The organism is Enterococcus sp. AZ179, assembly GCF_050498885.1.
GTDB classification, from domain to species: Bacteria; Bacillota; Bacilli; order Lactobacillales; family Enterococcaceae; genus Enterococcus_D; species Enterococcus_D entomosocium.
On the sequence record NZ_JBMHEO010000001.1, the window covers coordinates 2,916,801 to 2,931,922 of the forward strand.

Here is a 15,122-nt window from a genome sequence, read left to right on the forward strand (position 1 = left end):
GCTTTTTTTACGCCAAAGACGATAATAGTAGTAGAGAATCGCAAGGAAAGGAGTAGGCAGATGACGAAACTCAGTATTGAAGACTTAGCAGCAGAATTGATCAGAAAGATCGAAGCTGGTGACATTGGAAATGAGCAGGGGAAGATGCCTAGTGAACGAGAGCTTTTGGCAATTTATCCAGTTTCTCGTTATACGTTACGCCAAGCCCTCAATAAGTTGAGCAAGATGGGCTGGATCTACCAGATGCAAGGCCGCGGCTCGTATATTCGTTTTCATAACAACCAAAAACCGACCATTGAACAAGGAGATCTTGGCTTCAATGAAGACTTGACCCGGGGCGAGAAAAACATTCGAACGGTCAAAGCCTCAAAGCGACTGGTCAAAGTATCAGAGGCGTTGTTTCTCCCAAGTCAAAAACAATTTGCGAAAGATCAGCACTTTATCGAAGTCCAACGGTTTCGCACGCTAGATGACAAACCGTATTTGATTGAACGTTCCTATTATATACCTGAAATCGTAGGGGAGATCTCCGAAACAATGATGGAGGGGTCAATGTTCCAAGCTTTGGCAGAAGAAAAACAACTGACAGTCGCCTTCATCGACAAGTTCATTCAAAGCAAACCGTTATCACAGGAACAAGCTGCGTTCTTTCATCTAGAAGAAGGCATGCCCGCATTGATCGTACGAGATGACAGCTATCTGAGAAATGGGGAGCTATTAGCCTTTTCGATGATCCATTATGATTATCGGATGGCGACATTATACATGCATAAAAAGTTATTCGTTTAAAGCAAACTGATTTTCAAGAAACGGTTCTTTCTTTTTTTGAAGGCAAGAGAAAAGCAGCCCATCAGGGAGAAAAAAGACTTACAGTTGCAGATCGGTAGACAGGAACCGGCTTTCAAACTGAGAGAAAAGGGATCGCTTCCAATAGATGAAAGATGACTGAGCAGTAAAACTATATAATAGGTAAAGAATCGATCAGCGACCTTGGCTTATAAGGTCGCTGATTTTTTTTGAGGGGATTGATCGGCGGTTAGGAAGGCGTGATTGTTGATTTAAGATAAAGATCGTTTAAAGAAGACCATTCGTTTCCTTAATACGAGGATATTTTGCTCAATTTTTAACAATATCATGTGGATAAACGACTTGCTCTGACAAATATTTCATCAAGTGAAGAAATATCTGATTTTTCAATCTGTTTTTGCTTTGATACTATCAAATAGACAACAGATGTTCTGCGAACGGAAGCCGTCTTTTCGTTTAATGGCTATTTTATTGAGAAACAGGCCGATTCACTGACTTGATTTCTATCCTCCAAAATAAATGGAGGTCGTGGAAATCATGGGGTGTGGTGGTTTTGCTTTCTTTTTTTGAACGAATGATGGCAAGAAGGAAACGGACATCACTGCTCAAAAGGTCACAGCAGAAATGTCAGCTCGTTTGAAAAAAGACCGAGGTTAGAACAGCCAAAGTGCAACTTTTCACGAAAGTAGACGTTCAAGCAGACCAATTTGTAGACACACTAAATTGTTAACGAATCAAATCATCGATGAGTGAGGAATCAGGAGGGGTAACATGGCATTATTTCGCAAAAAGAAAGATGAAGAAACTTACGAAGGCGTTCATGTCTACGACGAGGAATATGATGAAGAAGAGTACGACGAAGACGAGTACGATGATGAAGAATATGATGACGATGAAGAATATGAGGACGACGAGTACGAGGACGATGAGTACGAGGATGAAGAATACGAGGAAGACGAGTATGACGATGATGCCCAAGAAGAGCTGCTGGCATTAGAAAATACCGTTTCACAACTGACCAAGACCGTCGAACATTTGACCAAGCAATTGGAAAACAAACAAGAATCCATCAATCGGATGGCTTCGCAAGCGACGCAACAAGAAAGTATCATTTATGAAAACAAGCAGCTGCAAATGCGCTACAACGAGTTACAGCAGCAGTTAAAAGAAGCAGAACGTCAACAAGAAGCCCTCAAAACCAATTATGAGCAAGAAATTGAGCAGTTGACGAGTCAAGAAGACGAATTGATCGAAGTAGAAGAAGAGCTCGAACAATTGCGTCAAAGAGAAGATGAACTGCTAAAAGAATTAGAAGAGAAAAGCAAGCAAGTGGAAGCTTTTGAAGAAAAAGCGATTCATTTAGAAGAAAAAGCGGCGATAATCGAAAACTACAAATTAAAAGAAGTCGAAAGCATGCGCCGGATCACTTCGCTTGAAAATGAAAATCAACAGTTGAACTTGCGCTTGCAAGAAGCGGAAGCGAAATATCGGGATCTCGAACGTTCAAGAGTCGAACAATTGGCAGATAAGAATGTCTTACAGCGTGACTTGGAACGTGAGCTGGCAAAGGTCGAACAAATGAAGGACGAGCTGGCGACGATTTTGATCGAAGCAAAAGAAAAAGCACGGGAAACCGCTGCTGAAGCAGAACTGGAAGCCGACAGAAGACGTCAGATGGCGGAAAATGAAGCCCACAAGATCATTTCAGAAGCATCGATGGAAGTGATGAAAATCCGTCAAGAGATCAAGCAATACCAAGAACGACTTACGACGTTTCATCATGAATCGAAAGGGTTGTTTGAGCAGTTGATCCAGCATAGCAAAGTGTTGAATCTTCCAGACTAAAAAGAAGGTTATGAGTCGGAATAGACGAAAAGGTCTGCTAAATAATTTCCGAGAGCGACACGACAAAGGAGGGAAACCCACTAGGACCATATGTGCTGTATAAGAAATCACAAGCAACAACTACGACTTGATTTCTTATGAGAATGTTGGTCATTGGGACGAATGTGACGAATGATATTTTAAAAATTGCCATCTATCCAACCTTGAGTCCAAATCTTGAGGAATTATTTTACAAACAAGAGGCACTTCCATCAGTAATCACTGCCTGCGACAACCTCTATCAAAAAAAGTGGCCGCTCAAATCGTCGATTCGCAAACAAGTGACGCATTACTTTGAGCAATTTTATTCCATCGAAGCCTTCACTCATCATATCGAGATGGAGATCTTACGGAAAAAAATCGATTACTCAAAATTACGCATTCCCTTGGAACAGCAATTTCCTCAGTTTGTGTGGACGCAAATCGGCATCAATCATGTGTCCGATGAGAAAAGCAATTTGTTTTTGGAGTTTGTACCAATCGCATACACAGAAGAAGAGTTTCCCTTTACGATGCAGTTGCATGCTAGCTTGCAGCAGCAAGCCCCCGCTGGTGTAAGTGATGCGAACGACTTTAAAGAGCAACTGGTAAAAATCGTACAAAGCGTGATCGACGAACAAAATGTCACGTTTGTGAGTCGCCCGAAAGCGCAAGTCCATGAAGAAAAACGTCAGGGCAAAACCAATGTAGTGAAAAAAGAACTGGAAGACACGCTCGAGTTCCAAAAGGTCAGTGCGGATGAGCCACCAAAGTTCAAAAAGAAAGTTCGAAAAAAAAGCAGCAAAAAAAACAGTCAAAAAAAGCCAAGCAATTGTCCAAAGTCAACGCCAATGAATTAGCGTTGGAGGAAGAGGCGAAACGAGAACGAGCAAGCAAAGAGCGCTTGCGCTTGGCCAATCAAAAGCTTGAGATCTACATCGAAAACTTAGAAGCCTCTTTGATCAAAAATAGTATCCACTATTTAAATAGCTTGACCGATGAAGAAGACGAGAACTGGCATACGCAATTGAAAATCAGCTTACGAGAATATACCTATCTTTTTCAAAAAGCCAAATACCTCGAACAGGTTTGGCGCATCAATGACAATCTCGTACAAAAGATCGAAAAAATGACCTTGAACGAAAAAGAATTGACCTATGAGAGAGGGCAAGTGCAGCAAGTGGTCGACAACAACCTATCTGCTAAAGATATCAGTTTGGTTTTTTATGAATGCAGCGTGATTGAGTCACGAGTCAAATTGTATGAGCGACCATGGTTTAGAAAACCTTACGCACGCATTATGAAGATGGACTATGACAATCTTTTACGAAAAGCTGCTTACTTTGATCTTCTCCAAAGCGAAAGCTATCTATTAGAAAAAAAAGCATTGATCGAAGGCAATACAGACGTTAGGAGCAGTCTATGAGAACCCAAAAGCAAAAACAACGATTCTTATTCTTATACCGCATCTACTTTATTGCTTCTTTGATCCCATTAGCGGTATTTTTGCAGCTAACCGCCTATTTTTATCTCTCTGCCTTTCGAGAATATGTCACTATCAGTCACTTGTTTTTACTCGCTCTTTTGCTAGGTTTTACGATGTATTTGCGGAACAATGCCTTTCATTATCAATTGCTGCTTGTGCAGCTTGAGAAAAATGAAAGCAAAGACCATGAACGACCAAAAAAAGGCACCAGCAAGAACAGCCCCAAGGAGGAGGATCAAGAAGATGAAAAAGCCCAGAAGAAACGTAAAAAGTCTGTTAGCGATCGGAGCATTTATCGGAATCATCAATAATCAAACGATTTCTGAAGCCATGGTTCGATCGATCTTAGGTGTAGAACCATCTACTTATATGGAAACCATCGATGCACAACGAGAAAGTCGTGGGCAATCGATAACGGATGCCCTCCGACCGGTCTCTTACGAAGGAGCTGACAGGATAACGGAGCAACTTGATACTCCTCCAGAACAAACAAAAGAAACCCTTCCAGAAGAAGCGGAGCAGGCCGAAAAAGGAACGGAAGTCCAAGTCGTAAATGATGTGGAACGACCGGCAGACGAGGGACAGACAGACGAGGAAGAGATGGAGAGCGGCTCGGATGAAACAGAAGACCAAGAGGCCGAAAATGTTCCGTCGACGCCAGATCCTTCAGAAGGCGATCAACAGCCGAATCAGCCTGCTGGACCTGAAACGAATGAGCAAGAAACCAACGATACCAACAGCAGCAACAATAGCGGAAACAACCAATCAAATGGGAATCAAACCAATCAGGACAAAGAAAAAGAGCCCGATCCAATCACTGAAGAACCCGAATCGCCGATCGATGAAGAAGAGCGGGAAAGCAACTTTCAGTTTTCGGTTTCACGTAATCTAACGACACAACAATTCATCAATGAGATTGGTTCTGACGCGCAAGATGTTGCCTATAACAATGATCTTTATGCCTCAGTGATGATCGCACAAGCCATCTTGGAGACCGGCTCAGGAAACAGCGCCTTATCCAGTCCGCCAAACCATAATCTTTTCGGCATCAAGGGCAGCTTTCGTGGGCAAAAAGTGACCTTCAATACGCAAGAAGATGATGGAAGTGGTGCGTGGTATACGATCTCTTCCAATTTCCGTAAATACCCAAGTTACCGTGAATCCATCGAAGATTACGCTCGCTTACTAAGAGGAGGCATCACTGGCAACCCGCGCTTTTATGCCCCCGTTTGGAAAGAAAATGCCCCAACTTATCGGGAAGCAACTGCGTGGTTGACAGGGCGCTATGCTACGGACATCCATTATGACCAAAAGCTGAATGCGTTGATCGAGGCCTATGATCTAACCATTTATGATAATGAGCCGACCGAAGAGATTTTGGAAGAGATTGAACGCACACGTGCACACGCAATCGAAGCAGCCCGCAAGGAAGAAGCGGAGACGACCCGTTCGTTGTTTGAAGACTTGCAAAGAAGCGCGGCAAATCGTCGAGGCTCAGGGAATTTGCCAGCATCCATTCGGACCGTCAAGGATCGCTTGCAGGAAAATGCCAATGCCAATACTTATGCAAACCAATTAAGAGGGATGGAACGAGCGGGCAGCGAGGTAGATGCCAATGAGTAATCAGTCGCAAGCACCTAGAAGAAAAAAACGTCCGCCACAGCCTGCCAAACGTGAAAAAAAACGAGACCAACCAGAGGATACACCGAGAAATCCCCGAATCGAAAAGTTTCAGGCGCAAGGAAAGCAAGCCAGCCCTTCTAGTGGCAAGAAACGACCAAAAAAGCCGACCCAAAAAGAACCGACAGGACAGGCGCCTGTGAAAAAGAAACGAAAAAAAGCGGCTGGTACAGCGAATCGCCCCAAATTACCGACCGAAAAGCAGCGTCCTAGCAAGCAAAAAGAAAGAGCAGCTGCCAGTACGACCAGTGAAGCACCACGCAAAAAGAAAAAGCGTCCACCGCAGCAAGCACGTCCAAGTCAGCACAACGAGCAGGGGAAAATCAAAAAATCAAGTCATCCTAATGCCAAATCAAAAGGGACCCACAAGCACGGCAAAAAACCAGCGGAAGTTTCCCAGAAACGACGTCCCCCGCAAAAAGGCAAAGCCGCGACGAAGAAACCAACAGCCAAAAAGAAATCTGGCAATCTCGTACTGAAAATCATCTATCTGATTTTCTTGGTTTGTAGCATGACTGTCCTATTTACGTTTATCGGCTTATATGTGACTGATCAAAACGAAATGACAGTTTTTAATCATCGGGTGGTGCGTTTATCAGATAATGGGATGGCGAATCTTGACAGCTCCGCATTACGCACACAAGATTTGATCATTTTAAGAGAACAAGCCTTCACTCAAGTACAGCCAAACGGGCTCGCGGTCTTTACAAATGGCTCAGGAACCGGCTATATTGCTCGCCGAGTACTATCGATCGAGGCTGACGAAGAGCAGGGCTATCATTTATCCGTCATTGGTGATGGACAGGCATTTGGGGAAGAAGCCATCGAAGCAGACCGTTTCGTTGGAGAAGTCTCAATGAGTATCAACCATGTAGCAGATGTGTTTCGTTTTATTGATCAAAACTTGATATTATCCATCATCTTCTGTGTATCATTGATCGCCTTATTCATTCTATTAGGCATTTATCTCTTTACTTGAGAGCCGTCATTACTTGAGAAAAGAGGAAACAAGGGTGCAAAAAAAAATAGTGTTAAGAAATAGTATCGCGGGTCTGCTTTTCTTTCTTTTGTTGCTTAGCATCTTGATTTGGCAGAATAATCAGTCTATTCATATTCGTCGATTAGCGGATGAAAATGAAGTGTTCGAAAAAATCGAGATTTTGGAAGAATGGCAGGAACGAATGACCCTTACAGGGACGACGATCCAACGATCCGTTCGGGTAATGAACGCTAGTGAAGTGCCAGTCTTTGTCCGAGCAAGCTTTGAAGAAGTGCTGCGCTATATCGCGCCAGACAGTGAGGAAGCAGCCTTTGAGCAGGCGGCTGATGCGAGTGATGCGCCAGACTTATTACCAGTACTGTCTCGCTTTGATGAAAACGAGATTTTAGCAAGAGGGTATCAGAACGTGACCCAGCAGATCCCAGAACTCATTGGAAATGCTCTTGATGGTCAAGTGATGGTTTGGATCAGCGATGAGACGATCGAAGAGTTGGCACCCACGCCTGCCTTGGATGCCTTCGATAGCGAAGAGGTGCAGGAGTTATTGGGGGAATTAGACGCTGAAGGACAGGATAATCCTGAGAACTTCTACGATCACACCGAGGGCAATGACGAAATGGAGGAGCAACCGTCATCAGACTTGATCGATGGTCCGCCAGATCTCTGGCAAGAACCGGTCCTTGTCGAAGCTCACTTCAGCTATTCCTTTCGACGAAACCAACAACCGGTCATGCAGAAAATGAGTGGGGAACTGCTGCTGCTCAATCCTGCTGATCCGGTTGCTGAGTGGACCTTTGAAGCAGCCAACTTGACCTATAGTTATTATCTTGAAGGGTATCGTTATTTTGTTCGAAACTGGGCGGAGTCGCAGCTAGCCAGCCCCTTTTCCACCAATGAAGAACCTACGGGATTCACGTATCTCGGAGAACAGGGAACGATTGACCAGTCGTCATTTGATTACACGACGACAGAATCTGGGTTAGGCAGTGCCTTTCAATTGCCAGAGATGATCAGTGCGTTTCCCGATGCTGCTGGCTTGTATCCGACCCAATCGGTGAAAACGCTAAGCAGCTTTGTCTCTGAAAGTCCCGCCCAGATCGACTCAGAAGCCATCATGATCGAATTCGGGTCTTTGAGCGATTACCGTCAGATCGATCGAAATACTTGGATCTATAATCCCGATGATGGCTGGTTTTATTATAGTTTTCCTTTGGACCGATCCTATCAAAGTGAAGACGGTTATGGCGTCACCCGTTCACTGATCGAACAAGTGATGATCGATACAAGTATCGCAGACGATAGCCATCTTGCCTACGAACTTTTACCAAAAGTCGAAGTCATTCAGGCTTCTGATCGACAATCACTAAAGGAGGTCTTTCAGTTAGACAATGATCGGCCAGAGAGTGCCACAGCGATCATCTATCGGCATTTGCACTCACTTCAATAAGTTGCTAGAAAATAAGTCAAGGAGAGATTCACGTGAAAATGGTCATTGAAGAAATTGAATACCGTTATTTTCTTCAATACGGGAAGTATTTGGATTATTTCTACCAACAATACATGCAAGCGAATGTCGAAGATCCTGATGTTGAAAAAGGGATCGCCGAGATTCAGCGACTGGTTGAAGAAGAAAGGTATCATTACATCAGGGAACGAATCCGCATTACACGCAAAGCCAAAAAAAGTATCCCATTAGCTGACTACCCTGATTTCAATAAACTGATTCACTGGGGGTTTACCCTTAGCAAATTATCTTTTCTTGACCCAGATACAAGTATCAACCACCTAGAAGAAAAGGATTCTCTTTGATCGGGACTAGGCAAAAAGCAGGTGATAAAACTGAAAAATGGCAGACATGCACATAGTGTACTTGATGAATCAGGGTTCAGCCTGGTTGAGATCCTTGGAGCGATCGTCATTCTCGGGATCGCAATGGTCATGATCGCCATGCTGATCATCCAAAACAACCTGATCCTTAGTTACAATACCCGAATGGAAGAGGCCATCGCAGCACGAGATGATGTCAAGGAATGGCTAATCTACCGGGCACAGACTCAAGACTTGGCGGATTTGAATATCGGAATCTTTACGGCTAGACCTTCTTGGATGATGGTCGATCCAGATGATCCCTCAGAAGTACGCCGACACCATTTGGTCCTCGATAATTCAGGGATTCAATACAATGCGCAAGGGCAACCGATGTATGAAGAAATCCCGATTGCTGTAGATGATCTCAATCGGGGCCGATTTATTCGCAAGGTGGTATACGATCATTCTGGCGCTCATTTGCCGCAGCCCTTGGTAAATTCGGAAGAAAATCGCCTCTATATGGGAACGTACTTGTCGGAGAATGAAGAAACCACCAACTATTTGGTCAAGGTCTCCATTCGCGAAGACCCCAGACATGGACTGCGAGAAGACAGTTACGACCGTCGTCAGCTCGGGCTCGGACTTATTATTCAGGTCTTCGATAAACAAACGGGCGCATTTTTGACAGAAACGTATCTGCATTGGGTAGTAGACTATTGAAAGGGCTGGCTGTTCTTGCGGAAGTTGCAAAGGAGGGGCGCAGATGAAGCATCGATTACAGGATGAGCAAGGAATCACGCTTGTCGAATTGTTAGGGGCGATGGTCATATTCGGCATCATCATTGCACTCTTTTCTGGGACACTCTTTTTGATCGTCCAAGCCTCTGTTCGTCAAGGTCGAATTGCTGCCTTTCAAGGGATAGCGAATGAAATCTTGGCGCAAGCAGACCAAATCGCCAAAATTGATGGTATCTATGAACATGCGGGGTATTTAGGAAAATATGATAGTCTTCTTTTCCACGAGGAACATATTGTCAAAACAATGCCCGAAGGAACCTTAGGGGCAACGATTACGGAAGAGGGCAGTCCGCGAATGGTTGTGACGGATATCACAGATACCAACAATATTCGTGCCAGAGTCTATGATACGAAAGATCCTACGATTAAGTTAAAGATCATTCAACAAAAAAATGAGAATGAAGCGACGTTGACCCATCACTATACGCCAAATTATCGCGATACGTTCAGTATCCAGACCAAGTTTTTCGTTTTATTTTACACGGAAACGATCAACTTTGCGGATTATTATGATGATTTGACTGGCTGGTGGCAGATGGAGGAGCTGGTCACTGATTACCACAAGCAGATTATCTATAAACGAGAATTTACGATCAATTATCGTGACAATGAGAAAGCAAGAGGGGGGGTACCCGGGAATGGACGATGGTAGACAAAATGAAGCTGGTTTTGCGCTGATTTATGCCCTCGCGGCGATCATTCTTTCCTCTTTGATGATTGGCTTGGTCTTCCTTGTTGCTCGAAATGTCAATTCACAAATTCGAACGATAGATAGCTTCCGTCGAGTGGAAGATGTACACGAATATTCCTTTCAACTCGCTTCTCAGGAGCTAAAACTGAGAATAGATGATTTCATCACTCGAACCATGCAGAATGGCGGCTTCTATTCTAATAATAATGAATGGCAAGACCATCTAGATAACGAATTGAGATTTGTGCTGGACGAAGTCGATGTGAATGAGACCATCGATGATACATTTTCTTTTACCTCCTCTGTCGTTGACTATGAATATAATGAGATCGCCCCTTATGTAATGACCAAATCTGGTGGGGAGCAAGGATGGATCCAATCCGCCTCGATGCTGCCAGATAAAACCAATCTTCAAATCATTATTCAAATTCAATCGCAAGTCACGGAGCAGACGCAATTGGCTGAAGGGCAACCGCGAGTACATACAGCTTCTGCCGAATATATCTATGAAATGCAGCTTGAAGAAGAAGACCTCGAACAAAGACAAACACAGCTGGATATTTGGCGAAACATTTTTTATCCCTATTACTTACCCTCTACAGCAGGGCAAGCTGTATCCGCCGATACTTGGGTTCGAAAATTGTTTGAAGTCGCCGATTTTCAACGCGCACGTCCATCGTTTGATTATCTCGCTTTTGAATCGGATGACTTCTTGCAATTCGGGTTTGCCAACAATGTCCTGCAAGATTTTCAAGACGGCAGATTTTTAGATTTTCGAACAAAGCCGATTCTTAATTGGCTGCATTTCGATGGTTCCTTTTTCTTTAATCATGGGGTCCAGATGGAAGGACAGGGAAGCGGGCAATTTTCGGCAAAAAGTCTGCTTGCGATCCAGAATGATGGCGGACAGCCTAGTAACGGGTTGAACGTGATCAAAGACATCTTCTTGCAAGCCGGTTTAGGAATGTATATCGATTTGGGCAGTCGAGCTGGCAGTCGCTTGGTCCTATCACAAGCATATACGGATATCCTTGCTGGAAACGTATGGATCAACAACACCAATAGTTCGGCTTCGAGAGTTGAGCAAGAAGGGGTTCTCTTTGCTGAAGGCCATCTAAATGTTTCCGTAAATTCACCGGATGCGGGCACTGGGTTAGGCGAATTAAATAGCAATTATTTTAATTTTTATCATCGAGAAGCCACGAAACAGAATCCTGCGGCAGATGGTAGTTTGACGTTTATGAAGCCGTCGATGGTTCTGACGAGCAGCAATTTTTATGCGGGACCAGTCACGGAAGGCTCGATCGTGCATAGTACCGAAGATACGGAACGAAGGATTACTGTTTATGGTGATTTTATGCTGACGAATACGATGATGCCTAGTGGTGGAACGATCGATGATTTCTCGTATTTTCAGAATCAAAATCAATTCACAGTGCCCCATGACCCGTCAAGAATCACATTGGATGGCAGCAATACCATAATGGAGGTTCACGGGCTTTCATTTATCGATGCGCCGAAAACTGCTCGTAGATTGGCATTAGCAGAAGCCGGCAGTTCCGCGGTTTTTGATTCTTATTATGAAGATCCAGCGTATTGGAATCAAATCACCTTAAAAAATGGTGCCCAGCTGATCTTGGGTCATACAGGCGTTGAACCCTTTCATTTAGCTGTGGATAGAGAGTCGACCTTTGTCATGGAAATACTGCCAGATTTGGCATTATTTGACCCGACTTTTTTAGCAACAGGGGCTCATAACCGTCGTCTTGAAGGAACGGTCGTTCTCGTACCTTACTATATGGATGACCAGGTGGAACTAGAAAATCAACTGCAACAATTAGGCGTCAATTATCGCGTCCGCGACTTTGAAAGTCAGGCGCAATCGGGGGAGGTAACGATCCTCAGAAGTTTTTTGGATCGAAACATGTGGTCTGATGATGAAGCATATTTAACCGTTACACGAATGTTTGACTATATCAACAAACTCGATTATTGAAAGGAGGGCGCCAGTTGCCGCAATCAAGTGAAAGAACGCCACGTAGAAAACCTAGAAGGCCTCTCAAAAAGTCAGAGAACACCACAAGTTCAACCACTGCTGAGAAAACACAAACAGGCAACCTGTTTGACTTAGAGATCAGCTCAGAGGTTTTGTCCCTGATCCCCCGCTCGTTTGCCAAACAGCACAGCGTCTTTCCATTAGAAAAAAAAGGCAACCGCTTGACCGTTGCGATGGCAAACCCTGGGGATTACGCGGCGATCAATGAAATGCGTTTGATCACTGGGTTATTGATTCGTCCGCAAAAAGCCCACAATGCCGATATCCAACAACTGATCGTTCGCGATTACCCTTCTGAGATCAGTTTGGATGGCTTGAGCGACTCTCTCGTTGAAACCATCGACCCAGAAGGCGACTCAAAATTAGATGATTCGCCGATTGTCAAATTGGTCAATACCCTGCTGCAAGATGCAGTGGATCGGGGCGCCAGTGATATCCATTTCGATCCCCAAGAAAAAGGATTAGTTGTCCGCTTACGGGTCGATGGGGAGCTTCGTACCCATGAAAACTTGCCTAAGAGTATTCAGACTGGTGTTACTTCACGACTGAAAATCATTTCCTCCTTGGATATCACCGAAACACGTGTGCCACAAGATGGTCGGGCAATGATTCGTAACGGGGGCAACGTGGTTGATTTGCGGGTATCGGTTTTGCCTGTCATTCATGGGGAGAAAGTCGTGATTCGGGTGTTGGATCGCTCCAGTGGCATTCGGCGCCTAGATGAGTTTCGCTTTGAACCGAAGGTATTGGCGACCTTTAAAGCGATTTTGCATAAACCCCATGGAATCATTCTTGTCACAGGACCGACAGGATCAGGGAAATCATCTTCCTTGTATGCGGCGCTGCAAGAGTTGAACACGCCGGAGATCAATATTATCACCGTCGAAGACCCAGTAGAGTTTCAGCTGCAAGGTATCAACCAAGTGGCAGTCAACAGCAATGTCGGTTTGACCTTTTCCGCTGGGTTACGGTCGATCTTGCGACAAGACCCCAATGTCGTGATGGTGGGAGAGATTCGAGATGGCGAAACGGCGGAGATTGCGATTCGGGCTTCCATGACCGGGCACTTGGTATTATCCACCCTGCATACCAATGATTCCGTCAGCACCATCAATCGCTTAGTCGACATGGGGGTAGAACCGTTTCTGGTCGCTAATGCGTTAGAAGGCATCTTAGCTCAACGGCTCGTCCGAACCCTTTGTTCTTCTTGTAAGACAGTAGGACCAGCCAGCGACAAGGACAAGCAGTTATTTGAATCCTATGGCATCACGGTTGCGGAACTGGCACAGCCTGTGGGCTGTCCAAAGTGTGGCAATACGGGATTCAAAGGGCGAATGGCCGTCCAAGAGCTGTTGACGATCGATGCCAAGCTGCGTCGTATGATCACGAACAAAGCGACTAACGACCAGCTGATGGATTATGTTCAGGAACGAAAGATGCGCTTTTTGTTGGATGATGGGTTAGACAAAGTGCAACAAGGCTTTTCCACCATCGAAGAAGTCTTGAAGGTGGTCGCCGCAGAAGAGTGAGGCGCGGATTGATTTATCGGTGATCTAGGGATCACCGAAGAACTACATACATTGTTTTAAAAGGAAATGCACATAGAAAGGGGCTGGTTTAATGGATCAAACGAGAGTGGCAACACAAGAGCGAGCAACCAAAAGGGCGACGAGAGAAAAAACAGCTCCGACCCGTACCCGCATTCGGGAAAATCGTGAACTGAGAGAAAAAAAACGTGCCCACAGTCGCCAGAGCGATCAAGACCGATCTGTCTCGACGCGGGAGATCATTCAAAAAGCAGAACGGCAAGCAGTGACAAAAACGACGACTGCCAGCAGTACACAGGGCGTCAATCGCAACGAAGCGGCGCAATTTGCTGCGGTGTCACCTAAAGAGCGGATCGATCATTGGTTGATGATCGCCGTCGAACAAAAAGCATCGGATATCCATTTAGTCGAAGGCGTACCGCCGATTTTTCGTCGCCACGGCGACTTGCTACCGATCGAAGGGGTTCCGACCATCGACACCAAGGACATCGAAGCCATTGCCGAAATCCTTTGCAACCAACGGCAATGGGAGGAATTCAAGGGAAAAGGCGAGACCGACTTGGCCTACGAACTAGGCGACATCTGTCGCTTTCGGGTCAATATTTTCCGCCAAAAAGATACCGTTTCGATCGCCTTGCGGCAGATCCCCATCGAGATCCCGAAGCTAAGCAAACTCGGTATGCCGACCGTCTTGCGGACTCTGATCCATAAAAGCCAAGGCTTGTTCTTAGTTACAGGGCCGACCGGTTCAGGGAAAACAACGACACTGGCTGCGATGCTGGACTATTTGAATGATACCAAAAAGACGCATATTTTGACGTTGGAAGACCCGATTGAGTACATCCATAACCACAAAAAAAGCATCGTTGCCCAGCGCGAAGTCGGCAGCGACACCATGTCCTTTGGTAATGGCTTACGAGCTGCCCTGCGTCAAGATCCAGACGTCATCTTAGTAGGGGAGCTACGAGATTTTGAAACAATCTCGATTGCTTTGACGGCAGCGGAAACGGGACACTTGGTATTAGGAACCTTGCATACGTCAAGTGCCCCAGCGACTATTGAACGGATCGTCGATGTCTTTCCTGCCGATCAGCAGACTCAGATTCGTACACAGCTTGCTGGCGCATTACTAGGGATCTTGTCCCAGCGCTTGCTGCCAACGATCGATGGCAACGGACGGGTAGCAGCAACCGAAATGATGCTCAATACCCGAGGGATCGCCAGCTTGATCCGTCAAGGGAAAACCCACCAGATCCATAATATGCTGCAGATGGGAAAAAACGAAGGCATGCATACCATGAGCGCTTCTTTAGAAGAACTGGTTGCTGCGGAACGGGTCGATGCTGATGTGGCAGATAACTTAATGGAGGAAGGGGGCGAATAGC

General features: G+C 45.2%; 14 protein-coding genes. All 14 read left to right on the forward strand.

Features of this window, described 5'->3' with window-relative positions; genetic code table 11:
- Positions 1-60 precede the first annotated feature (60 nt).
- The 14 genes from IGI88_RS13655 to IGI88_RS13720 all read left to right on the forward strand — a co-directional run bounded on the left by IGI88_RS13655 (position 61) and on the right by IGI88_RS13720 (position 15,121).
- Positions 61-789, forward strand: coding sequence for a GntR family transcriptional regulator (locus tag IGI88_RS13655; protein WP_008378710.1), 729 nt, complete (start codon positions 61-63; stop codon positions 787-789).
- Positions 790-1,578: 789 nt separating this feature from the next.
- Positions 1,579-2,652, forward strand: coding sequence for a DivIVA domain-containing protein (locus IGI88_RS13660; protein WP_087663937.1), 1,074 nt, complete (start codon positions 1,579-1,581; stop codon positions 2,650-2,652).
- A 137-nt stretch (positions 2,653-2,789) separates the two neighbouring features.
- Positions 2,790-3,530, forward strand: a complete 741-nt coding sequence (locus tag IGI88_RS13665; RefSeq protein WP_429960669.1) for a hypothetical protein — start codon at positions 2,790-2,792, stop codon at positions 3,528-3,530.
- Positions 3,503-4,096, forward strand: coding sequence for a hypothetical protein (locus IGI88_RS13670; RefSeq protein WP_255321308.1), 594 nt, complete (start codon positions 3,503-3,505; stop codon positions 4,094-4,096). The genes IGI88_RS13665 and IGI88_RS13670 overlap by 28 nt, the downstream gene beginning before the upstream one ends.
- The gene (locus IGI88_RS13675) at positions 4,093-4,467 is read left to right on the forward strand and encodes a hypothetical protein (protein ID WP_005235091.1); all 375 of its coding nucleotides are present in this window, start codon (positions 4,093-4,095) and stop codon (positions 4,465-4,467) included. The genes IGI88_RS13670 and IGI88_RS13675 overlap by 4 nt, the downstream gene beginning before the upstream one ends.
- Positions 4,400-5,779, forward strand: coding sequence for a glucosaminidase domain-containing protein (locus IGI88_RS13680; protein ID WP_086316327.1), 1,380 nt, complete (start codon positions 4,400-4,402; stop codon positions 5,777-5,779). The genes IGI88_RS13675 and IGI88_RS13680 overlap by 68 nt, the downstream gene beginning before the upstream one ends.
- On the forward strand, positions 5,772-6,815 hold the full coding sequence (locus tag IGI88_RS13685; protein WP_086316326.1) for a hypothetical protein: 1,044 nt from the start codon (positions 5,772-5,774) through the stop codon (positions 6,813-6,815). The genes IGI88_RS13680 and IGI88_RS13685 overlap by 8 nt, the downstream gene beginning before the upstream one ends.
- Before the next feature lie 13 nt (positions 6,816-6,828).
- Positions 6,829-8,283: a hypothetical protein gene (locus tag IGI88_RS13690; protein ID WP_429960670.1), complete on the forward strand. Its 1,455-nt coding sequence runs from the start codon at positions 6,829-6,831 to the stop codon at positions 8,281-8,283.
- A 38-nt stretch (positions 8,284-8,321) separates the two neighbouring features.
- Positions 8,322-8,645, forward strand: a complete 324-nt coding sequence (locus IGI88_RS13695) for a hypothetical protein (protein ID WP_218213115.1) — start codon at positions 8,322-8,324, stop codon at positions 8,643-8,645.
- A gap of 21 nt (positions 8,646-8,666) precedes the next feature.
- Entirely contained in the window at positions 8,667-9,365 is a 699-nt protein-coding gene (locus IGI88_RS13700; RefSeq protein ID WP_244732034.1) for a type IV pilus modification PilV family protein, read from the forward strand.
- 43 nt (positions 9,366-9,408) lie between these two features.
- Positions 9,409-10,095: a PulJ/GspJ family protein gene (locus tag IGI88_RS13705; RefSeq protein WP_016613462.1), complete on the forward strand. Its 687-nt coding sequence runs from the start codon at positions 9,409-9,411 to the stop codon at positions 10,093-10,095.
- The gene (locus IGI88_RS13710) at positions 10,082-12,130 is read left to right on the forward strand and encodes a type II secretion system protein (protein WP_429960671.1); all 2,049 of its coding nucleotides are present in this window, start codon (positions 10,082-10,084) and stop codon (positions 12,128-12,130) included. The genes IGI88_RS13705 and IGI88_RS13710 overlap by 14 nt, the downstream gene beginning before the upstream one ends.
- Positions 12,131-12,144: 14 nt before the next feature.
- Positions 12,145-13,719 (forward strand): GspE/PulE family protein, encoded by a 1,575-nt coding sequence (locus IGI88_RS13715; protein WP_429960672.1) that lies wholly within the window; start codon positions 12,145-12,147, stop codon positions 13,717-13,719.
- 91 nt (positions 13,720-13,810) lie between these two features.
- Positions 13,811-15,121, forward strand: coding sequence for a type IV pilus twitching motility protein PilT (locus IGI88_RS13720; RefSeq protein ID WP_228100728.1), 1,311 nt, complete (start codon positions 13,811-13,813; stop codon positions 15,119-15,121).
- Position 15,122 lies beyond the last annotated feature (1 nt).